The 21290-nt window shown below is 68.6% G+C and carries 16 protein-coding genes and 1 pseudogene; 8 read left to right on the forward strand and 9 right to left on the reverse strand.

The features are described 5' to 3' along the window. The 3 genes and pseudogenes from TSO5_RS14970 to TSO5_RS14980 form a co-directional block, all read left to right on the forward strand. Positions 1 to 279, forward strand: a pseudogene (locus TSO5_RS14970) (electron transfer flavoprotein subunit beta/FixA family protein); the annotation flags it as partial. 16 nt (positions 280 to 295) lie between these two features. Beyond that, positions 296 to 1234 (forward strand): FAD-binding protein, encoded by a 939-nt coding sequence (locus TSO5_RS14975; RefSeq protein WP_109152308.1) that lies wholly within the window; start codon positions 296 to 298, stop codon positions 1232 to 1234. A gap of 95 nt (positions 1235 to 1329) precedes the next feature. Continuing rightward, positions 1330 to 2208, forward strand: a complete 879-nt coding sequence (locus TSO5_RS14980) for a 3-hydroxybutyryl-CoA dehydrogenase (RefSeq protein WP_109152309.1) — start codon at positions 1330 to 1332, stop codon at positions 2206 to 2208. Positions 2209 to 2420: 212 nt separating this feature from the next. Here the strand turns inward: TSO5_RS14980 and TSO5_RS14985 are convergent, their stop codons facing one another. Next, on the reverse strand, positions 2421 to 4883 hold the full coding sequence (locus TSO5_RS14985) for a membrane-bound PQQ-dependent dehydrogenase, glucose/quinate/shikimate family (RefSeq protein WP_109152310.1): 2463 nt from the start codon (positions 4881 to 4883) through the stop codon (positions 2421 to 2423). Positions 4884 to 5065: 182 nt separating this feature from the next. Here TSO5_RS14985 and TSO5_RS14990 point away from each other — a divergent pair, with 182 nt between their 5' ends. Then, the gene (locus tag TSO5_RS14990) at positions 5066 to 5602 is read left to right on the forward strand and encodes a BON domain-containing protein (RefSeq protein ID WP_109152311.1); all 537 of its coding nucleotides are present in this window, start codon (positions 5066 to 5068) and stop codon (positions 5600 to 5602) included. Positions 5603 to 5776: 174 nt separating this feature from the next. Next, positions 5777 to 5986 carry a hypothetical protein gene (locus tag TSO5_RS14995; protein WP_109073591.1) on the forward strand — a complete coding sequence of 70 codons (210 nt, stop codon included), beginning with the start codon at positions 5777 to 5779 and terminating at the stop codon, positions 5984 to 5986. Positions 5987 to 6030: 44 nt separating this feature from the next. On the opposite strand, the gene TSO5_RS15000 is transcribed toward TSO5_RS14995, so the two are convergent. Further along, positions 6031 to 6342 (reverse strand): hypothetical protein, encoded by a 312-nt coding sequence (locus TSO5_RS15000; protein ID WP_109152312.1) that lies wholly within the window; start codon positions 6340 to 6342, stop codon positions 6031 to 6033. Positions 6343 to 6648: 306 nt separating this feature from the next. Between TSO5_RS15000 and TSO5_RS15005 the strand changes: the two genes are divergently transcribed. Together TSO5_RS15005 and TSO5_RS15010 are read left to right on the forward strand one after the other, a co-directional pair. Continuing rightward, entirely contained in the window at positions 6649 to 7902 is a 1254-nt protein-coding gene (locus tag TSO5_RS15005; protein ID WP_109152313.1) for an allantoate amidohydrolase, read from the forward strand. 13 nt (positions 7903 to 7915) lie between these two features. Beyond that, complete coding sequence (locus TSO5_RS15010) at positions 7916 to 9154, forward strand: M20/M25/M40 family metallo-hydrolase (protein ID WP_109152314.1); 1239 nt, start codon at positions 7916 to 7918, stop codon at positions 9152 to 9154. Positions 9155 to 9258: 104 nt separating this feature from the next. On the opposite strand, the gene TSO5_RS32210 is transcribed toward TSO5_RS15010, so the two are convergent. The 7 genes from TSO5_RS32210 to TSO5_RS15040 form a co-directional block, all read right to left on the reverse strand. Next, positions 9259 to 10026 (reverse strand): hypothetical protein, encoded by a 768-nt coding sequence (locus tag TSO5_RS32210; RefSeq protein ID WP_146203737.1) that lies wholly within the window; start codon positions 10024 to 10026, stop codon positions 9259 to 9261. 171 nt (positions 10027 to 10197) lie between these two features. Next, positions 10198 to 11991, reverse strand: coding sequence for an alpha/beta fold hydrolase (locus tag TSO5_RS15015; protein WP_109152315.1), 1794 nt, complete (start codon positions 11989 to 11991; stop codon positions 10198 to 10200). Further along, the gene (locus TSO5_RS15020) at positions 11988 to 14489 is read right to left on the reverse strand and encodes a glycoside hydrolase family 2 protein (RefSeq protein WP_247870771.1); all 2502 of its coding nucleotides are present in this window, start codon (positions 14487 to 14489) and stop codon (positions 11988 to 11990) included. Before TSO5_RS15020 ends, TSO5_RS15015 begins: the two co-directional genes overlap by 4 nt. Positions 14490 to 14678: 189 nt before the next feature. After that, positions 14679 to 15638 carry a DUF1839 family protein gene (locus TSO5_RS15025; RefSeq protein WP_247870772.1) on the reverse strand — a complete coding sequence of 320 codons (960 nt, stop codon included), beginning with the start codon at positions 15636 to 15638 and terminating at the stop codon, positions 14679 to 14681. Then, complete coding sequence (locus tag TSO5_RS15030; protein ID WP_109152316.1) at positions 15635 to 16561, reverse strand: amino acid--[acyl-carrier-protein] ligase; 927 nt, start codon at positions 16559 to 16561, stop codon at positions 15635 to 15637. Before TSO5_RS15030 ends, TSO5_RS15025 begins: the two co-directional genes overlap by 4 nt. Then, on the reverse strand, positions 16558 to 17790 hold the full coding sequence (locus TSO5_RS15035; RefSeq protein WP_247870773.1) for an acyl-CoA dehydrogenase family protein: 1233 nt from the start codon (positions 17788 to 17790) through the stop codon (positions 16558 to 16560). Before TSO5_RS15035 ends, TSO5_RS15030 begins: the two co-directional genes overlap by 4 nt. Next, on the reverse strand, positions 17787 to 18092 hold the full coding sequence (locus tag TSO5_RS15040; protein ID WP_282183515.1) for an acyl carrier protein: 306 nt from the start codon (positions 18090 to 18092) through the stop codon (positions 17787 to 17789). The genes TSO5_RS15035 and TSO5_RS15040 overlap by 4 nt, the downstream gene beginning before the upstream one ends. Before the next feature lie 562 nt (positions 18093 to 18654). On the opposite strand from TSO5_RS15040, the gene TSO5_RS15045 reads away from it, so the two are divergent. After that, entirely contained in the window at positions 18655 to 21282 is a 2628-nt protein-coding gene (locus TSO5_RS15045; protein WP_109152318.1) for a HAMP domain-containing methyl-accepting chemotaxis protein, read from the forward strand. Positions 21283 to 21290: the final 8 nt, after the last annotated feature.

Consider the following 21290-nt stretch of genomic DNA (forward strand, 5'->3'; position numbering starts at 1 on the left):
GAGATCGACGGCGGTCTGGAGACGGTCGAGCTGAAGCTGCCGGCGGTGGTCACCGCCGACCTGCGCCTGAACGAGCCGCGCTACGCCTCGCTGCCCAACATCATGAAGGCGAAGAAGAAGCCGCTGGAGACCATCGCCCCGGATGCGCTGGGCGTCGATGTCGCTCCGCGCCTGACCACGCTGAAGGTCACCGAGCCGGCGAAGCGTCAGGCCGGCATCAAGGTGCCGGACGTCGCCACGCTGGTCGACAAGCTCAAGAACGATGCGCGCGTGATCTGAGGGGGATGAACTGACCATGGCCAACATTCTCGTCATCGCGGAACACGACGGCGCCTCGCTGAAGCCCGCCACGCTGAACGCCGTCACCGCCGCCACCAAGATCGGTGGCGACATCCATGTCCTGGTCGCCGGCAAGGGCGCGCAGGCCGCCGCCGATGCCGCCGCGAAGGTGGCCGGCGTCGCCAAGGTGCTGCTGGCCGACGATGCCGCTTACGAGCATCAGCTGCCGGAAGACGTCGCTCCGCTGGTGGTTTCCATCGCCAAGGGCGGCTACGGCCACGTGCTGGCCGGCGCCACTTCGGTGGGCAAGAACCTGCTGCCGCGCGTCGCTGCCCTGCTGGACGTCGCCGCCATTTCCGACATCACCGGCGTGGTGTCGGCCGACACCTTCGAGCGGCCGATCTATGCCGGCAACGCGATTGCCACCGTGCAGTCGGCCGATGCGGTGAAGGTCGTCACCGTCCGCACCACCGCCTTCGAGACCGCCGCCGCCGAAGGCGGTTCGGCCTCGGTCGAGCCGGTGTCGGGCGCCGGTGCGGCCGGCCTGTCGAGCTTCGTCTCGGCCGAGCTGACCAAGTCGGAGCGTCCGGAGCTGACCGCCGCCCGCGTGGTGGTGTCGGGTGGCCGCGGCATGCAGTCGGGCGACAATTTCCCGATGCTGGAGGCCCTGGCCGACAAGCTGGGTGCCGCGGTGGGTGCGTCGCGCGCCGCCGTGGACGCGGGTTTCGTGCCGAATGACTACCAAGTCGGGCAAACCGGCAAGATCGTGGCGCCGGAGCTGTACATCGCCGTCGGCATTTCGGGTGCGATCCAGCACCTCGCCGGCATGAAGGACAGCAAGGTCATCGTCGCGATCAACAAGGATGAGGAAGCGCCCATCTTCCAGGTCGCCGATTACGGCCTCGTCGCGGACCTGTTCAAGGCCGTGCCGGAGCTGACGGAAAAGCTTGGATAAGGCGCGCTGATCCGGACCGCCGCGGCGGTCACCGGCATGACCCGGTGCCCGCCGCGGTGGACCATTTTACCCACATCCTTCGCGGGACAGCCTCCATGACCACGATCAAGAAGATTGGCATCATCGGCGCCGGCCAGATGGGCAGCGGTATTGCCCAGGTCTGCGCCCAGGCCGGCTATGATGTCGTCCTGTCCGACATCAGCGACGCGGTCCTGGAAAAGGCGCTCGCCAACATCGGCCGGAATTACGACCGGCAGATCCAGAAGGGCAAGATGGAGGAGCAGGCGAAGACCGCCGCCCTCGGCCGGATCGTGACCGGCACCGACCTGTCTGTGTTCGGCGAATCCGATCTGGTGATCGAAGCCGCGACCGAGAACGAGGCGCTGAAGCGCGACCTGCTGAAGAAGCTGGTCCCGCACCTGAAGCCGGAGGCGCTGATCGCGACGAACACCTCGTCGATCTCGATCACCCGTCTGGCGGCGGCGACCGACCGTCCGGCCAAGTTCATGGGCATGCACTTCATGAACCCGGTGCCGGTGATGCAGCTGGTCGAGCTGATCCGCGGCATCGCGACCGACGAGCCGACCTTCAACGCCATCAAGGAACTGACGCTCGCCATCGGCAAGACCGCCGCGGTGGCCGAGGATTTCCCGGCCTTCATCGTCAACCGCATCCTGCTGCCGATGATCAACGAAGCCGTCTACACCCTCTATGAGGGCGTCGGCGGCGTCGAGGCCATCGACACCGCGCTGAAGCTGGGCGCCAACCACCCGATGGGTCCGCTGGAGCTGGCCGACTTCATCGGCCTGGACACCTGTCTGGCGGTGATGCAGGTGCTGTATGAAGGGCTGGCCGACAGCAAGTACCGCCCCTGCCCGCTGCTGGTGAAGTATGTCGAGGCCGGCTGGATCGGCAAGAAGTACGGCCGCGGATTCTACGACTACTCGCAGACGCCGCCGGTGCCGACGCGCTGAGGATTGTGTGGGGAAAAAGCCCGCCCTGGGGAACCGGGGCGGGCTTTTTTGTTGGCTTTGTTGGGGAGGGGATGGCTGGCGAATGCCCCCTCCCTAACCCTCCCCCGCTATCGCGGGAGAGGGAACTCCGCCGCTTCGGGACTGACTCCCTCTCCCACCAAAGGTGGGGGAGGGTTGGGGAGGGGGCAAAGCACCTTCCCTCCCCAACCCCCTCACTTCGGCAGCGCATAGGCGATCACCGAATCGCCCGCCTTGGTCCCGAGCGAGCCGTGCCCGCCGGCCACCACCAGCACATATTGCCGGCCGTCCTCGCCCTGGTAGGTCATCGGCGTGGCCTGACCGCCGGCCGGAAGGCGGCTTTCCCACAGCTGCTTGCCGGTGGAGACATCGTAGGCCCGGACATAATAGTCGATGGTGCCGGACAGGAAGGCCACGCCACCCGCGGTCATGATCGGGCCGCCCAGGTTGGGCACGCCCATGCGGAAGGGCAGCGGCACCGGCGCGGCGTCGCGGGTGGTGCCGTTCTTGTGCTTCCAGACGACCTTGCCGGTCGTCAGGTCGGCCGCGGCGACATAGCCCCAGGGCGGCGCCTGACAGGGCAAGCCCAGAACCGAGACGAAGGGGGCGAGCTTCACCGCATAGGGCGCGCCGAAATTCTCGTTCAGCGCCGGCAGGCTGAATTTCGGCCGTTCGCCGCCCTGGACATACAGATCCGTGTCGTTCTTGCGCGGCACCAGCTGCGAAACGAAGGCGAGATAGGCCGGCGTGGTGAAGGCGATCTGGCGCTTGGGATCGACGGCGACGCTGCCCCAGTTGAACACGCCGAAATTGCCGGGATAGATCAGCGAGCCCTGCAGCGACGGCGGGGTGAAGCGGCCGTCATAGCGCAGGCGCTTCAGCGCGATGCGGCAGGCGAGCTGGTCGAACATCGTCGCCCCCCACATGTCCGCCCCGGTCAGCGGCGGCGGGTCGTAGGACAGGGCGGAGACCGGCTGGGTCGGGGCGCTGTGATCGCCCTCGGCGGCACCCTGCGGCGCCGGCTTCTCGGTCACCGGCAGGATCGGCTTGCCGGTGCGGCGGTCCAGCACGAACAGCTCGCCCTGCTTGGTCGGCTGCACCAGGGCCGGAACGGTCTGCCCGTCGACGGTCAGGTCGATCAGGCTGGGCTGCGCCGGCACGTCATAGTCCCACAGATCGTGATGCACGGTCTGGAAGACCCAGCGCACCTGCCCCGTCGCCAGATCGAGCGCCACCACGGAGGAGGAGAAGCGCTCCACCGCCGGGCTGCGGTTGCCGCCGAACTGGTCGGGCGGCTGGTTGCCCAGCGGCACATAGACCATGCCCAGCGCCTCGTCGACGCTGGAGATCGACCAGCTGTTGGGCGAGTTGACGGTGTAGGTCTGGCCGTCGGGGATCGGCGCGGTCTGGTCCGGTTTCGCCGAATCCCAGTTCCACACCAGATGGCCGTCATTGACGTCGAAGGCGCGGATCACGCCCGACTGCTCGTGGACCGACACATTGTCCAGCACCGTGCCGCCAACGATGACGAGGTTGGCCGTCACCACCGGCGGGGAGGTCGAATAATAGGCGCCCGGCTGGACGTTCGGCATTTTGGCCCACAGGTTGATCTGGCCATCCTGGCCGAAGCCGGTGCAGATCGACCCGTCTTCCGGGTTCAGCGCGACCAGACGGCCATCGGCGGTCGGCATGAACAGCTTGGCGGCACAGGCGCCGCCGGCAACGGGAGCGGAGGCGGCGGTCTGCTGGGCCGCCTGTTGGGCCGCCTGCTGAGCCGGATGATAGGACAGGCCGCGGCAGGTCAGGTGCTGCAGCGCCAGCTGTTTCTGGTCGATCTTCAGGTCGCGGCGCCAGACCTCCTTGCCGGTGGTGGCGTCCAGCGCGATCACATGCTGGTGCGGCGAGCACAGGAACAGGCGGTTGCCGATCTTCAGCGGCGTCACCTCGAAGGTGGTTTCCTTGGGATCGCCGGGCTGGCCGCGCAGGTCGCCGGTCTCATAGGTCCAGGCGACCTGGAGCTTGTCGGCATTCTCCGGCGTGATGCCGGTCAGCGGCGAATAGCGCTGGCCGTAGCCGGTCCGGCCATAGGCCTGCCACTCCCCGTCCGGGATCGCAGGGCCGGAGCCGGTGCCTGCATCCGAGGCTGAAGCGGTCTGCTGCCGCGGCGGAACGGTTCCGTCGATGCGGTGCGGGTCGGTGAACCAGGAGACGACGCCGACCAGCAGCACGATCACCAGCGAGGCGGTCAGCGGGATGCCGGTGCCGCGGAAGGCGCCGACGGGATAGGCGCCCGGCGCCCGTTCGCCGGCCATCGGTTCACGCTCGCCCAGGCGGCGGGTGACCCAGGGCAGCAAAAGCAGGAAGCCGATCACCGCGACCACGTCGCCGCGCGCCGACAGCGGCCACCAATCCAGCCCGACCTCCCACAGTGCCCAGATCAGCGTGCCGATCACCAGCAGCGCATAGATCGACAGCGCCGTCGGCGAGCGCTTCGCCAACAGCGCAGCGCTCGCCAGGAACAGCAGCCCTGCGATGGCGTAGTACCAGGACCCGCCCAGCAGGATCAGCCACAGCCCGCCGCCCAGCGCGCCGAGCCCAAGCAACGCCAACAGGATGACCATCGCCCAGAGGGCGACGCTTCGTTTTGAATGTGTCATGGCACGTCCTCAGCCAAAGCCCTTTTCGAACCCAACTCCCGACCGTTGAGTTGGTTGCGGCTTTTTTGAGCGGTAGCCGTCATGCGCGGCGCGCTGCCGTCTTCCGGCAAGGTTTTGGAACGGTGCGGGGCCACATGTGTTGAACGGCCAATGATCCCGGAAACCGCAGGACGGAGACCGCCATGCACCGCCATCCCTGGAGCGAAGAGTTCGTCAAGATGAGCCCGCAGGCCCGCTATCGCGGCGTCGGTCCGCGCAACTACCGCCGCTCCGACGAACGCATCCTGGAGGACATCAACGAACGCCTGACCGACGACCACCACATCGACGCCTCGGACATCGGCGTGAAGGTGGAGGGCGGCGAGGTGACGTTGTCCGGCACCGTGGAGGACCGCGCCGCCCGCCGCCGGGCGGAGGACATCGCCGAAAGCGTGTCGGGCGTCGGCCATGTGCAGAACGACCTGCGGGTCGCCGGCCGCACTGCGCCGGGGCAGACGACCACCGTCGGGATGGCCACGGTCGGAATGGGCGAGCGGGTGGAGCCGGCAGCCCCGCAGGGCGAGGGCAGCGTGACCGGTCCCGGCGCCCCGGCGCGGGACGCCATGGTGGCCGCGCTCGACAACAGCTCCATGGTGCTGGGCAAGCAGCCGCTGCCGGAGGACGACACCCTGCGGCGTAGTGACGCCATGGCAGGCAGCGAGAGGCGCGACCGTCGCTGACTCAATGGCTTGGGAGGGGCGCCCGCCCCTCCTGCACCGGAAGCGCTGCTGCCCTGCGCGGAGGACCGGAAGGCCGGAGGGGATACTTAACCGTTGGTTAACCGGCTGGGACCATTGTCCCGCGGCCAATCGAGTATCCCCTCTCAAGCCTTCTGGAACAGAGCAGCTGCCATCATGGGCAACAAGACCATCAAGCTTTCCGACAAGTCCGGCTACCGCGACGTCGCGCTGGACCAACTGCCGCGCAATGTCCGCGCCGCGGTGACCGACCTGTCGACCAAGAACCCGGTCGCCGACATCATCGTCGACCAGTCCGGCATGCTGTACCGCATCCACCTGTCGGCCCCGGCCAACATGTATGTGGACGTGCTGGCCGTCGCCTGACGCGACGCCTCGGTTTTTTCAGCGTTCGGAAGGGCGGCCTGCAGCTATTGCAGCCGCCCTTCGTCGTTCCGGCCCTCCAGCCTTGCCAGCGCGCCGTTCAGCAGCCGGGGCGGCAGCATCGCCACCGCCCCCTCCCGCACCGCCCGCACATCCTCAAGGTCGAGGCCGGTCGCGACGGCCAGCTGGCGGTCGTCCAGCCCGCGGTCTTCCGCCAGAATCATGATCCATCCCGCCAGCGTGCGGGCCTGGGCCAGTTCGGTGCGGTTGTTGAACCAAAGGCCGCCACCCTGCCCACCTAGCGGGCGGCCAATCGGCGTTGCGTTTTCGAAAGGCATGTCGGGATCGAACGACGTCATGGACGCACCTCCCCTCAGCAGTTTCTTTCGCACTCGCAGCAAAATCACAGGCTTATCGGCAGATTTTGTTCCGCTTCATTTATGAAGTCTGCCACCGGCCTTCCAGAGGGTGGTAGGCAATATTCGGCACCCCCAACGATCTTTCTCCTGTCTTTTTGCGCTGCGGCATGATCGGAAGGCGCTGGACCCCCCCTTTCCGGGATTCTTTGAAACTGTCTTCACCGGCCGGGGGCTAGGGCGGAGCGGTGGCTTCGGCGTATAACCGGGGGCATCGTCCTGTTTCCCCAGCGCAGTCCGGACCCGCCGATGCCCGAATCCCCGCTCTCTGGACCGGCCCTTCTCGACCGCATCGACGCGCTGGCGGCGATCAGCGCCGAGGATGACCGGCTGTCGCGCCTTTACCTGACGCCGGAACACCGCCGCGCCAACGACCTCGTCGCCGGCTGGATGCGCGAGGCGGGGATGAGCGTGCGCGAGGATGCGGTCGGCAACGTCATCGGCCGCTACGAGGGCGATCAGCCGGGACTGCCGGCCCTGCTGATCGGCTCCCACCTCGACACCGTGCGCGATGCCGGGCGCTATGACGGCATGCTGGGGGTGCTGAGCGGCATCGCCGTGATCGCCGACCTGAACGCCCGCCGTCGGCGCCTGCCCTTCGCCATCGAGGTGATCGGTTTCGGCGACGAGGAGGGCACGCGCTTCCAATCGACCCTGATCGGCAGCCGCGCCATCGCCGGCACCTTCGACCCGGTGGTGCTGGAGACGCGCGACGCCGCCGGCACGCGGCTGGCCGACGCGATGACCGCCTTCGGGCTCGAACCCGCCGCCTGGGCCAGCGCGGCCTACGAGCCGCACGCCGTGCTGGCCTATGTGGAACTGCACATCGAACAGGGGCCGGTGCTGGAGGCGCTGGGCCGGCCGGTCGGAATCGTCACCGCCATCGCCGGCGCCACCCGGCTGGCGGTCACGGTAGAGGGGATGGCCGGCCATGCCGGCACCGTGCCGATGACCCTGCGCCGCGACGCGCTGGCAGCATCCGCCGAGATGATCCTGGCGGTGGAACAGCTCTGCTCCGGGCAGGAGCGGCTGGTCGGCACCGTCGGCCGGATCGAGGCGTCGCCCGGCGCCACCAACGTCATCCCCGGCAAGATCCGCTTCACCATCGACCTGCGCGCCGACCGCGATGGGCTGCGGCTGGAGCGGGTCGGGGCCGCCTGCGCCAAACTGGAGGCCATCGCCGACGCCCGCGGCGTCGCCATCGGCTTCGAGACGCTGCATGAAAGCCCGGCGGTGGCCTGCCACCCGGCGCTGATGGCACAGTTCACCGATGCCGCGGCGGCTGAGGGGCTGGACGCGCCGGAACTGCCGAGCGGCGCCGGCCATGACGCCATGGCGATGGCGGCGCTGACCGACATCGCCATGCTGTTCGTGCGCTGTGAACGCGGCATCTCGCACAACCCGGCCGAACGCATCACCGCCGCCGACGCCGAGGCCGGCGTCCGCGTGCTCGCCCGCTTCGTCGACCATTTCCAGCCCGCAACCTCCCCCTCCATCCCGTGACGGACCGCCTGCCATGACCGACCTGTCCCCCTCCCTCGCCGCCACACTGGATGAGGCGGTGAATGCCCGCTTCGACGACGAGGTCCGTTTCCTGGCGGAGCTGGTGAAGGTGCCGTCCGACAATCCCCCCGGCGACTGCGCCCCCCATGCCGTCCGCGCCGCCGAACTGCTGGAGGCGATGGGCTTCACGGTGGAACGCCACCCGGTGCCGGCCGAGCTGGTGCGGGCCAACGGCATGATCAGCGCCACCAATCTGGTGATCCGCCACCGCTTCGGCGATGGACCGACCGTGGCTCTGAACGCCCATGGCGACGTGGTGCCGCCGGGCGAGGGCTGGTCGAGCGATCCCTATGGCGCCGAGATCCGCGACGGCGTGATGTATGGCCGCGGCGTGGCGGTGTCGAAGTCGGATTTCGCCACCTACGCCTTTGCGCTGCGGGCGCTGATGGCCTCAGAGGCGCCGCTGAAGGGCACGGTCGAGCTGCACCTGACCTATGACGAGGAGGCCGGCGGCGAGATCGGGCCGAAATGGCTGCTCGACCAGGGGATTTCCAAGCCGGACTATGCGGTGTCGGCCAGCTTTGCCTATTCGGTGGTGACCGGGCACAATGGCTGCCTGCATCTGGAGGTGCAGGTCGACGGCAAGTCCGCCCATGCCGCCCGCCCCGACACCGGCCATGACGCGCTGGAGGCGGCGACCGGCATCCTGACCGCGCTCTACGCCCACCGGCCGGAGCTGGCGACGCGCCGCTCAAACGTCACCGGCATCACCTGCCCGTCACTGACCGTCGGGCTGATCCAGGGCGGCATCAACACCAACGTGGTGCCCGACCGCGTCACCTTCCGCCTCGACCGCCGCATGATCCCGGAGGAAAACCCGGCGGAGGTGGAGGCCGAACTGCGCGGCCTGATCGAGCGCGCCGCGTCGGACCGCGAAGGCATTCGCGTCGGCATCCGCCGCATCCTGCTCGCCCGCCCTTTCCGCTCGGTCGGCGACGCGCCGCGGCTGGCGGCGCTGTTCGCGGCCCAGGCGCAGGAGGTGCTGGGCGTGCCGGTCGGCCGGAACGGCATCCCGCTCTACACCGACGCCCGCCACTATTCGGAGGCCGGCATCCCCACCATCCTCTACGGCGCCGGCCCGCGCGACCTGCTGGAGGCCAACGGCCACCGCGCCGACGAGAAGCTGGTGCTGGAAGACCTGCGCCGGGCGACCCAGGTGGTGGCGCGCTCGCTGGCGGAGCTGCTGGGGTGATGGAAGCCCCGCAGTGGGATCGGAGCCAAACAGCCGGGAGTCGAGGAGATGGAATTTCGCGGGAATCAGCATTGCTGTCGGAAGCAATCCGCTACTCAGCAGCTTTACTCCCCCGGCACCAAGGCAGACTCCCGCTGTCCAGGGGTTGGGCGAGAGCGCATCACACCAGGCAAGATGCTGTGATGCCGTACCCAGTCAGCCGTATGGCTGCATCGGAAGGAAATGAGCCGAATGATTATTGTATGCAGATATGACAAGTCTTCCTTGAAGATTGGCTCATAGTGAGCCACTCGGTTCCGCAACCATCGGATCCGGTTCACCAAGTCAGCGACATCGCCACGCCGCGTGCCGGCAGGAAGCAGAGGGAAGGTCGCATGCAGCCCGGTTTGCCAGATCGGGCGATCATATTGCCCCTTGAACAGTGACGCCCAAAAGTCGAACGACAAACCGGCCACGATGCGACCCGTCACTGGGGTATATTTTGCCTTGACAATACGTCCCCTCACACGATCTAAGTTCGCGCCGCTCTCTTCGCCAAGCACCGAACGGAATCGTTCACTCGTCGGCCACTCTGCACCGTATAAATAACAAAGACGTTCATTCACAGAGTTGCGCAATGTTACTTCCGCCGTTTGAAGTGGCAGATGTAGCGCCTCAGATAATCTCGAATTCCAGACATATAGCTGTATGGCATACCGTTTGTCGAAGCCGGCGGGTTTTAGATAAGTCGCAAACCGATCGCTGGATATCGTCGCTTCCAGTGCATCAACCACATTATCTTTGTAATCAAAAATGAGTTGACTTTCTTCCACCTGAACACCATTGTTTTCCTGTAAGTCGTGAAGCCCCTCTGCCGCAAGGTACGCGCCCACGACACAGATAGAGCCCCAGGACAGGCGTGCCGCGCCTCTCCTGGGGTTTCGCTTTTTCGGCCTGGGCAGAATATCCTACAATCGCGATGACAGCCAGTGGCGGCAAGCGATCAACCCTTGAGATGTATTGGCTCGCTGCAAATCTGATTTATCGCATCATATCGTCCCGCCCTACCCCACCCGCTCGCCGGACGGCAGGCCCCCCGATGGCAGGCCGAGGCTCCAGCCGGTGAGGCCGCAGGCGGCGGGATCTGAGTGGGCGGCGGTTTCCAGGCAGGTCAGATGGCGGTCGATCAGGCGGTCCAGCCGGTCGCGCGCCTCCCACACCGTCAGGCTGTGGTCGGAGCGGTCGAGATAGACCACCTCGATGCCGGGCAGGCCGTCCAGGGCGCGGCCGCCCTCGCCCAGATGCAGGTAGAATTCGGCCAGCGTCATGTCGTCGCTGCTGTAGACCACCAGCACCCGCCGGCCTTCCGCTGACAGGCGGCGGAACATGCGCAGGGCATGGCGGGTCAGGCCGGTGCGGAGAAGCATCTTGCGGACGAAGCGGCCGGTCAGACGCTTGGCCAGCCCGACGGTGCGGGCGGGCTTGCGGATGCTGGCACGCAGGCGGGCCGGCTTCAGCGCCTCCAGCAGATATTCCTTGGTGGAGCGGAAGGGGACAGACCGCATCAGATCGAGCACGGCGATGCCGCCGCCCAGCTCGAACCGGCCGGGATTCAGCACGATCTGCCCGACCACGCGGTCGTCGCCCAGGCCGGCATGCAGGGCGGGCGTGCCGCCGGCGCACAGGCCGATGACGACGACGCGCTCGTGCCCCTGCTGCTCCAGCCAGTTCAGCGCGGCGCGGACGTCGGTGATCACCTCCTTGTTGTAGAGCAGATTGTCCGGGAAGCCGGGCCGGTCGGGGCTGTCGCCGATGCCGGCCGCGTCGATCCTGAGCGAGGCATAGCCGCGCGCCGCCAGCCGCCGCGCCTGGACCACGGTGGCGCGGCCGGAGCCGACATGGTGGGTGGCGCCGCTGTTCAGGAACAGGATGGCGGGCCGGTTGCCGGCGGGATCGGCCAGGACCGGGGTGCAATAGATGCCGAAAAGCTCCGGCGCCGACCCGAAGAAGACCGGACGTTCGACCGCCGTCGGCATCATCAGGCCGGCCGGGCGGTCCGGCGGCGGGGTGGCGCCGCTGGCGATCGGGCCGGCGGCGATCCAGCGCAGGACCGGCTCCAGCACCGCAGCGGCCTGGGCGCCCTGGGGCTGCTGGACCAGTTCCATCACGCCGCTGACGGCCATCGGCTCCGCCACCGCACCCATGGTGCGCCAGCGGGTGGCGAGCTTCACCGGCGTCTTGCCCTCCGGACGGTCGGCGATCAGGATGCGCGGGGCGGGCAGCGCCGGCCGGTCGAACGGGTTGAGCGCGCCCAGCGCCAGCGCCGTTTCGGGCGTCACCGGCATGCCGATCACGTTCAGCCAGGAGGCGCGTTCCGGCGGCTCCGGATTGCAGACCGGACGCAGCACGATGGCCGCCAGGGTCTGGAGTTCACGCAACGCCTTGCGGCCCGAGGTGATCGGCGACACCAGAGCCAGCGTGTCGACGCCCTGCCCCTCTTCCGCCAGCTCCTGCGCCGCCGCCGTGGCGAGCAGCGAGCCCATGCGGTAGCCGACCAGGGTCAGTTCGGTGACGCCGGTGTCCTCGCGCAGGCGGCGGACCGCCGCCTTGACGCCGTCCACCCAGGCGCGCACCCGGTCGGGGTCGCTGTCCTCCCCGGCCGAATCGCCGGATCCGGGATAATCGAAACGCAATGTCGGCAACCCGGCCGCGGCCAGCCCTTCGGCGAAGCTTCTCCAGGCGCGGTGCGCACACAGCTCCTCGTAGCCGTAGGCACCGCACAGGACCACCCCGCGCAGGCCCTGCGCCGGATGCAGCCATCCGAAACAACCATCGAACACCACCGGTGTCGGCTTCATGCGTTCCCCCTGTAGCGGACGGGCGCCAGCGCGTTCAGCGCATGGACCTCGCCGTCCGGCACCAATCGTCCGGCCGATGCCGTCCCGTCCGTAACCCCGGAACCTGCCCGCGGCCGCAGGCGGATGACCCGCTCGACACCGGGCGGAAGATGGAACCAGGCGTCTTCCGCCTGGAACCGTTCGTCCTCCACATGCACCGAACAGGCGAACCGCGCCGTGGCGAGCCGCAACGTCCAGTTCCCCTCCTGACCCTCCACCACCGCGGTCAAACCGAGATCGGACCGTGGCAGCGAGCGTCCCTTGGGGAAATAATGAGACTCGTCAATTGGTTCCGCTTCCCTTTCGGCCGACAGCAATTGCGCCGTCACCACATCGTGTGGGATAGGCCCAAACCTGTAGCTGTAGGTCGTGTCAAAAAAGCGGTCGGACAATTCGGCGGCGGCCAGTGAGATCGCACCCCTCGCCGGCAGCGTCACCAGCCGCTCCGCCTTCAGCACCGGAACTGCCCCGTCCCGCGCCCCATTGCGCCATGCGGTCAGCCGCAGCAGCGCCTCCACCGGTTGGGCGGTGTCGTTGACCAGATGCACCGCCAGCCCGTTGACACCCTCGTCGGTCAGGATCACCCGCAGCGGCCGGAAAGCGCGCTTCAGCGCGTGCCAAGCCGGCTTCGGCGTGCCATCGGCGGCGACCACCCCCCAGCCGGCGCCCCAACCGCCATCGGGCCAAGGGTCGCGCCACTGCCAGACCAGCCCGCCGGCGCAGGTCGAACCGGCGCGTCGCCACTCGTCGAACACCGCCTGCATCACCTCGCCGGTCACGGCGCGCGACAGGCGGCGGTAGCGGTCGGGATCCTCGTAACGCAGGCGGCGCGGATCGACGGCATAGAGCGCTTCCAGATAATGCTCCCGCACATCCTCGAAGTCCCAGGAGGCGCCGGGGTCGCGCGGCACCCGTTCCTTCCAGCGGGGATGGTGGAGCGCCGGGACGCTCAGCGGATCGTCCTCGCCCAGATTTGCGAAGGCGAGGCATTCGCTGGCGAAGCGCACGCCGGCACGCCGGGCATCCTCCAGCGGCCTGAGATAGGCGCCGACGCCGTAATAATGGGTCACCCCGGCATTGGCGATGAACGGCAGCGCCCCGCCGCTGGGGGAGTTGGCGACGCGGATCAGATCGGGCCGGCGGGACGCCGCTTCCTCCGCGATCACCGCGGTCAGCGCCGGTTGCGTCCAGGAGGTGCGGGGCAGGCCGAGCATGGCCGCCTGCTGCTCCATCTCGCTGCCGCCGCACAGCACCGCCAGCGAGGGCGACGCCTGGGTGCGGTCGAGCAGCTGCGCGATCTCCGCCCGCACGCTGTCGAGGAAGGCCGGATCGGTGGGATAGTCGAAGTTGGCGAACATGGCATCCTGCCAGACCAGGATGCCCAGCTCGTCGCACAGCTCGAAGAAGGCGTCGCCTTCGTACAGCATGGTGCCGCCGACGCGGACCATGTTGGCGCCGGCCTCCCGCATCCGCCGCAGTTCGGGTTCGTAGGCCGCGCGGTCGGACGAAAGCCCGACCAGATCGACCGGCACCCAGCAGCCGCCCCGGCAGAACACGCGGACGCCGTTCACCAGCAGGGCGAAGCCGTTGCCGTCCGGGCCACGGTCGACGGCCAACGAGCGGAAGCCGACGCGGCCGAGATCGATCTCGGCCGATCCGATGCGGGCGGTCACGCTGTGCAGGACCGGCTCGCCATGAGTGTGCGGCCACCAGGGTTCCACGTCCGGCAGGGTCAGGTCGGCATGGAAGCCGCCAACACCATTGCCAACGCCGTTGAAAATGAGCGGTGCCGTCCGACCGGCGACCTCCACCGATCCGGTGGCGCCGGCCGCCCCCCCCTCCACCGTCAGCCGCAACGACAGATGGCCGTCCCGCCCGTCATAGCCGCTGCGCAGATCGGCGCCGAGCACACGGAAAGGACCGGTCTCCTCCACCAACTCCACCGGGCGGAAGGGGCCGACGGCGTGGATGGGCGGGCACCAGCCCGGCATGTGTCCCAGCAGGGTGGTGCGGACGAAGCGCAGCCCCGCCGGCTCGGCCAGCTTGGGCCGCCAGCGGGCACGGCCCTTCTTCACCGCCAGCACCGGGTGCAGGGCGTGGAAGCGGATGGACAGCTCCGCCTCGCCATTCAGCGTCACCGGCACCTCATGGGCCAGATACATGCTGTCGGAGGTCAGGATGCGCTCGCCGTCCAGCCGGACCTCGGCGATGGTGGCGAGGCCGTGGAAGCGCAGGAGGCGCGGGCCATGACCGGTCAGGCGGGTGCGGTAGACGACATCCTTGTCATGGAGCGGGGCGGGGTCCTCCGCCGACCACAGGCCGGCAGCTTGGAGGGCCTGGGCGGCGGTGCCGGGAACCGGAGCGGGGATGCCTTCACCTATGACTCCCTCTCCCGCCCCGGGAGAGGGAAGGGGCCCAAGCGGAGCTTGGGAAGGGTGAGGGGTCAGGCACGGAGCCATGCGGTTCAGGATGCTTGGATCACCCCTCACCCTCCCCACTTCGTGGGTCCCCTCCCTCTCCCGGGGCGGGAGAGGGCGATTATCGTCGAATGCGACGTCCGCGCCCGGTGCCGATACGGTCAGAGTCCATCCCTGGTCCAGAAGGGTCTGCCGGCGTCCCGAGACGGATCGGATTTGGGCCATCGCCACTCACCCGTATCGCCGGGCCAGACTGCCCAGGACGGTGTCGTAGCCCCGTTCCAGCCGGTCGAAGCTGTCGGTCAGGTCGGGAGCCTTGCGCCGGGCCACGGTGCGGGCCAGCTGGAACTGCATCGCCTTGGCGCCCTCGGCGATGGACTGGCAGGCCTCCACCGCGTCGGCCGGGCCGTCGAGCCAGCGGACATGGGCGCCCAGCAACTCGAAATTGGCGCCAAGCTGGCGCAGCAGGTTGAAGGCGTAGAGGTGGAAATACTCCATCGGCCGGCTCAGCAGCCGGTCGAGATGCTCCGGGAAGGCGGCGCGGTAGGCCGTCACCGGATTGCCGGCGGGACGGCGGGCAAGGTGGCGGCGCAGCAGGTCGAGTGACGCTGTGACCAGCGCGCTCCCGTCCAGCGGCGGGGTGCCCGGCTTCACGAACTCGACATAGGGGAAGAGCGGTCCGGCCGCCGCGGCGGCGACGCCCTCATAATCGGCGCCCTCCAGCCGGTAGAAGCCGGCATTGTGGAAGTAATCCATCGTCCGCGCCGCCGGGTCGATGCGGACGATGCCGACCGTCGTCTTCACATGGGTGGTGCCGTAGGACGTGCCGCGGGTGTCCGGCAGGTGGAAGCCGTCGACCTCCACCAGAACCAGCCCACCATCCCGGCTGCGCTTCAGCTGCTCCGCCACATGGGCTTCGACGCTGTCGTAGATCGCCAGCTCCTGCACGCGCAGGCCGTACAGCGTCTCCAGATCCTCCAGCGGCACCTTGAAGAAGGTGAACTGGTCGCCTTCGAAATCCTGGGTGACGGTGAAGCCCAGCATCGCCCGCGGTTCCAAGCCGCGGGCATGCAGCGCCTCGATCCACAGATCGACGTAGCAGTTGGTCTCCGGCCAAATCCGCTCGCCCTGGTGCAGGGGATGGCGGTCGTAGCCGTCGGGCCGGTGCGGAGTCCACATGCTGGCGGTCACCCCCACAGGACCTTGCGGACCGAGGCCGGCCACTGCGCGGTGTCGAAGCCGTGGTGGCGGAACAGCGCCAGCGCCACGCGCTCCATGCCGAAGCCGACGCAGGCGGTGTGGGCGACGCCGCCGTCGGCGGTGTGGATGTCCCACAGATGGCCGAAATGGTCCTGGTGATAGTTGAAGCTGAGGCAGGCGGTCGGCTTCTCATTGCTGGTGATCGGGATCAGCAGCTCGAACTTCAGCTTCTGCTCGCGCTGGCTGTTCGACAGCATGGCGCCGGCCCGACCGAAGAAGGGGTCGTTGGCGACGTCGACGTCCAGCGGCACCTCCAGCGAGCCCATCATCTCGCGCCCGCGCTCCAGCCACAGCTCGCGGAATTCCACGACCTGATCGGGGGTGCCGATGCGGATGTACTCGCGCATGCGGAACAGCTGCATGCGGGCGGGGTCGATCGACGGCTCGCGCCGGAAGCAGTAGGAGAAGACGTCGATCAGCTTGCCGTCACCGGGCAGCGCGCCGCGTTGGGCGATGGTCGGATAGACCGGGTAGCAGGCGGCCGGGGTCATCACCACATCGGTCGCGACCTGATCCTCGGTCCAGTCCTGCCCCTCCTCCAGCCGACGCAGCAGAGTGCGGTGCGCCTTCTCGTCGCCGCCGAAGCTGTGGATGGTGCCGGCCAGATGGGGAAAGCTCTTCAGATACTCGCTTTCCTCGAAATACTGGCGGTTCAGGGCCGGCGGGAAGCGCATGACCTCCGCCCCGTCCTGGCCGCCCCAGCGGGTGACCAGGGCGTCGAAACGCTCCACCACATCCTCGAAGACGCCGCTGCGGCCATAGAGGCCGTCCACGCCCGTGGGGATCAGCAGCCCGGCTTCCACCAGCTCGTCGCGATAGGCGGCCTGGGCCGCGGTGATGTCGACCATATTCATTCGAAGGGCCCCAACCCGTCCCGCTGGACGAGAAGCTGAGTGGCGACATGCGACATGATGCGGTCGTTGCCGATCATGAGCGCGGCGGAATGAGCGTCGCGCAGGTGGCGACCCAGGCTGTAGGGGGTGTCGTTGCGGTAGCCGGCCAACCCGCAGGTGCGTATCGCCGCCTCCACCACCTCGCGCACCAGTTCCGAGGTGGTGACCTTCAGCGTGCTCATCGCCGTGGCGAAGGACAGGCTGGTCAGCTGCTCCGGCGAACCGCAGGCCATCTCGTACTGGCGGATCGCGGCGAGGATGACGGCCTTCATCTGCTGCAGCTTGGCCGTCGCCTCGGCCAGCCGCACGGCCGACGCCGGGGTGGTGCCGGGCTTGCGCTTGGCTTCGGAGCGGACGAAGGCGCGGGCGCGGCTGACCGCGTCGGCGGCGATGCCGAGCCAGGTGCTGCTCCACAGGATGTGGGTGACCGGCAGCATGGTCTGGGCCGACAGGTCGGCATAGGGCAAGGGCAGGATCTGGTCGATGACGCCCGCCGCCTCCAGCCGGTAGCCGTCGGAGCAGGTGCCGCGCATGCCCATCGCGTCCCAGAGCGAGGTCTTCTCCAGCCGATAATCGTCCTTGGTCACCACCACCAGCACCTGATCCGACGACGGGGCGTCGGGGTTGCGCCGCGCGGTGACCAGGATCACGTCGGACTGGTCGCCGTAGGAGATCACCGAGGCGTTCTTCGCCAGGGTGAAGCGCCCGCCTTCGGCCTCCGGTTCAGCCTGAACGGCGCAGACGCTGTTGCGGATGTCGCCGCCGGTCTCCTTCTCCGTCGTGGCGGAGCCGAGCAGGAGCTGTTCGGCGGCGATGCGCGCCATCAGGTCGCGGTGCCAATCGTTGGTGCCGTGATTGACCAGACAGGCGACCTGAATCTGGTGCATGGCATAGATCATGCCGGTGGCGGCACAGCCGCGGGCCAGCGCATGGCAGGCCGCCGCCACGTCGAACAGCGAGGCGCCGGCGCCGCCGAGGTCCGCCGGAACCATGACGCCCAGCAGCCCCTGCTCGCGCAGGGCGTCGAAGGCCTCGGTGGGGAAGCGGCCGTCGCGATCGACGGCATCGGCATGGCGCGCGGCGATCTCGGCACCGACGGCGCGCGCACGGGCCGCGATATTGACCTGAGCCGGGGCGACCTGAGCGGGGCTTGGCGCCAGCTCGGCCAGGGCGGCCGGGGCGGCGTTCACGCCTCGCCCCCGTCGACCAGACCGCGCACCGCGTCGCAGATCGCGGCGATGCTCTCGAAGGTGCGGCGGTTCAGCAGCTTTTCCGGAAACTCGACGTCGAACTGCTCCTCCAACCCCAGCATCAGGCCGACGCAGCCGTGCGAGGTGAGGCCGGCGGAATAGAGGTCGTCGTCGATGGCGAGGGTGCCGGCATCGACCGCCAGCCCGCCGCACTCCGCGAGGACGGAGCGGATGCCGGCGATCATCCCGTCGTCGGAACCACCGGATGCTGAAGGGGGAAGCCCGGCGGTCCCAACGGTCATGGAGCCCTCAAAGGACGAACTGGCGAAAGGGTGGCTGGCATCCTGCGGCATTCTCGAAATCCCTTGGGTAACGTGCTGATCCCAAGCTAGCCACGCCACCCCGGTGCTTCCACTCGGCATCGGTATGGCCGTCCCGCTATCCAAGTGATCGGTTTTTCACCGGTGGGGGTAAGCACAGGGATAGGGTCGGTCGATGGCCGGGATGCCTTTCGTGCTGCCCGCTATGGCTATGATCCACGCGCATAGACCTGGGCTTGGCAGTTCGGAAGCGGGTTACGGACTTTCCCGTCGAAGAAATTATCACACCCACGATGGTCGGGTTTTCCGCATATCGGAAGGTCTATGACTATCTTTTCGAGTTAGCGGAAAAGAGATTGACGGCTGCTCACCGCCTCGAAAATCATGCAAGGGCCGGTGTGGCTGATGGTCGCAAGCACGTCTCGAGGCTTGCAGTTCCATGATTGCGCACAATGCGGGCTTGCGGCCGGCAGCGACCATATCCGCCCTTACCTGCCCACCCTTACCTGCCCACCCTTACCTGCTTTGTGGGGAAACCGACGCCATGACCACTGCCGCACCCGCCGTCCCACAGTCCGGCGCAGCCAAAACCGGGCGCCGTCTCGGCGTGCGGGCCAAGCTGATGCTGTCCTTCGCCGGCATGGCGGCGATGACGGTGGCGGCCAGCGCCGTCGGCCTGATGTCCTTCTCCGCGGTGGAGCGGCCGATGGCGCAGATCGCCGACACCAGCCTGCCGGAGATGGAACTGGCGACCCGCCTGGCCGGCGCAAGCGGCGCCATCGCCTCGGCCGCCCCCACTCTGGACGGCGCCACCAGCCAGGAGGAGCGGGAACGCATCCGGACGGAGGCCAAGGAACGCGCCCGCGGCTTCCTGTCGCTGGTCGACGAGTTGGCCGGGCGCCGGCCGCAGGACCCGCTGCTGACGGAGGTGCGCGAGACCGGCAACGCGCTGATCGCCACGCTGGACGGTATCAACGACGGCGTGGCGCGGCGCCTGTCCGTGCATGACCGGCGCGAGGCGGCGTCCACCCGGCTGGCCCAGAGCTATGACGGCTTCCTCAAGACACTGGCGCCGCTGGTCGATGGCGCCGGGGAGGCCTTGCAGCAGAAGGGCATGGCGCTGGACGGCGGCACCGATCGCGACATGGGGACGCTGTCGGACGCCGTGCGGTCGATGATCGCGCTCTATGATCTGCGCAGCGGCATCGCCGGCGCGCTCGACGCCATGAACCGTTCCGGCACGGCGCAGGACGCCAAGACCATCGGCGAGCTGCAGCAATCCTATCTGGAGGCGTCGTCGCAGGTGACGGGGACTCTCGGCACGCTGGGCGACCGCTTGGCCCCCGACACCGCCGGCAAGATCGACGCGCTGTTCCTGTTCGGCTATGGCAAGGACAATGTCTTCGACCTGCGCCGCGCCGCCCTGGACGGCACCGAAAACAGCAGCGGGGCGGTCGACCGCCGGCTGGCCGAGCGGCTGACCGCCGCCAGGACGCAGGCCGCCCAGCTGCTCGACGGGCTGAAGGCGCCGCTGCGCAAGGTGCAGAGCGACATCAAGCGCGCCAACTTCGACATCCGCTCGCAGGTGCAGGAGGCGGTGCAGGACCTTCTCGGCAGCGGGCTGGAGCGCTTCCGCACCAATCTGGAGCTGTCGACCTACGGCACAGCCCTGACCGGCGCGTTGAACGAGGCGGCGCAGGCCCCCGACGCCGCCCGCCTGGATCTTCTGGAAAAGCGCTTCACCGCCGCGTCCTCGTCGCTTTATGAGCGCGTCGGCACCCTCCGCGGGCAGTCCGGCGACGATGGCGCCGGCACCGAGGTGCTGACGGCGCTGGCGAAGGCGCTGATCGGCTTCGGCCGCGGCGAGGAAGGGGTGATCGCCCTGCGCCGCGCCGAACTGGCGGCTGCGGCCGACACCGAGCGGATGCTGGCCGAGAACCGGCTGCTGGCCCAGCGCTTCGCCGCCACCGTCGACCGCGAAATCGCCGCCATGCGGGACCAGGCGAAGGCGGCGGTGACCGGCACCGAAGGCACCATCGCCGCCGGCCGCAAGATGCTGATCCTGTTCGCCGTCGGCAGCCTGATCGGCGCCGCGGCGCTGGCTTGGCTGGTGGTCGGCCGCCACATCGTCGCCCGGCTGAGCGCGCTGTCCGACGCCATGCGGGAGATTGCCGAGGGCCGGCTGGATGCGCCGATCCCCGCCGCCGGGGCGGACGAGATCGGCGACATGACCCGCGCCCTGATGGTCTTCCGCGACACCGCCAACGAGGCGAACGCCGCCAATGCGCGGGCGGAGGCCGAACGCGGCCGGGCCGCCGGCGAACGCCGCCGCGCCATGGTCGAGATGGCCGAAAATTTCGAGAGCAGCGTCCGCGGCGTGCTCGACCGCGTCGCCCAGGCGGCCGGCGAGATGCAGGACATGGCCGAGCGCATGACCCGCAGCGCCGACCTGACCGCCGGGGAGGCGACGACCGCCGCCGGCAGCTCGCAGCAGGCGGAGGGCAACGTCAAGGCGGTCGCCGCGGCGACGGAGGAGCTGTCGGCCTCGATCCAGGAGATCGGCACCCAGGTTCATGCCTCCAGCCAGATCGCCCGCAAGGCGGCGGACGAGGCGGAGCGCACCGACCGCACGGTGGAAGGGCTGGCGCAGACCGCCGGCCGCATCGGCGAGGTGGTCGGGCTGATCCAGTCGATCGCCGGCCAGACCAACCTGCTGGCGCTGAACGCGACGATCGAAGCCGCGCGAGCGGGCGAGGCCGGCAAGGGCTTTGCCGTCGTGGCGAGCGAGGTGAAGGGCCTCGCCACCCAGACCGCCAAGGCGACGGAGGACATCTCCGCCCAGATCACCGCTATGCAGTCGGTGACCCAGGAGGCGGTGGACGCCATCCGCTCCATCGCCGGCACCATCCGCGAGGTCAACGAGATCGCCGCCACCATCGCCGCCGCGGTGGAGCAGCAGAGCGCCGCCACCCGCGAGATCGCCCGCAATGTCGGCGAGGCGGCGGATGGCACCCGGCATGTGCGCGGCAACATCGACAGCGTCGCCGACGCGGCGCGGGAGTCGGGGGAGTCGGCCAACCGCGTGCTGTCGGCCTCCTCCACCGTGCAGGATCAACTGCGGACGCTGGCCGGTCAGGTCGATGGGCTGGTGGAGGAGATGCGGGCGGCCTGACGGTCGAT

This window comes from Azospirillum sp. TSO5 (genome assembly GCF_003116065.1).
Classification (GTDB): domain Bacteria; phylum Pseudomonadota; class Alphaproteobacteria; order Azospirillales; family Azospirillaceae; genus Azospirillum.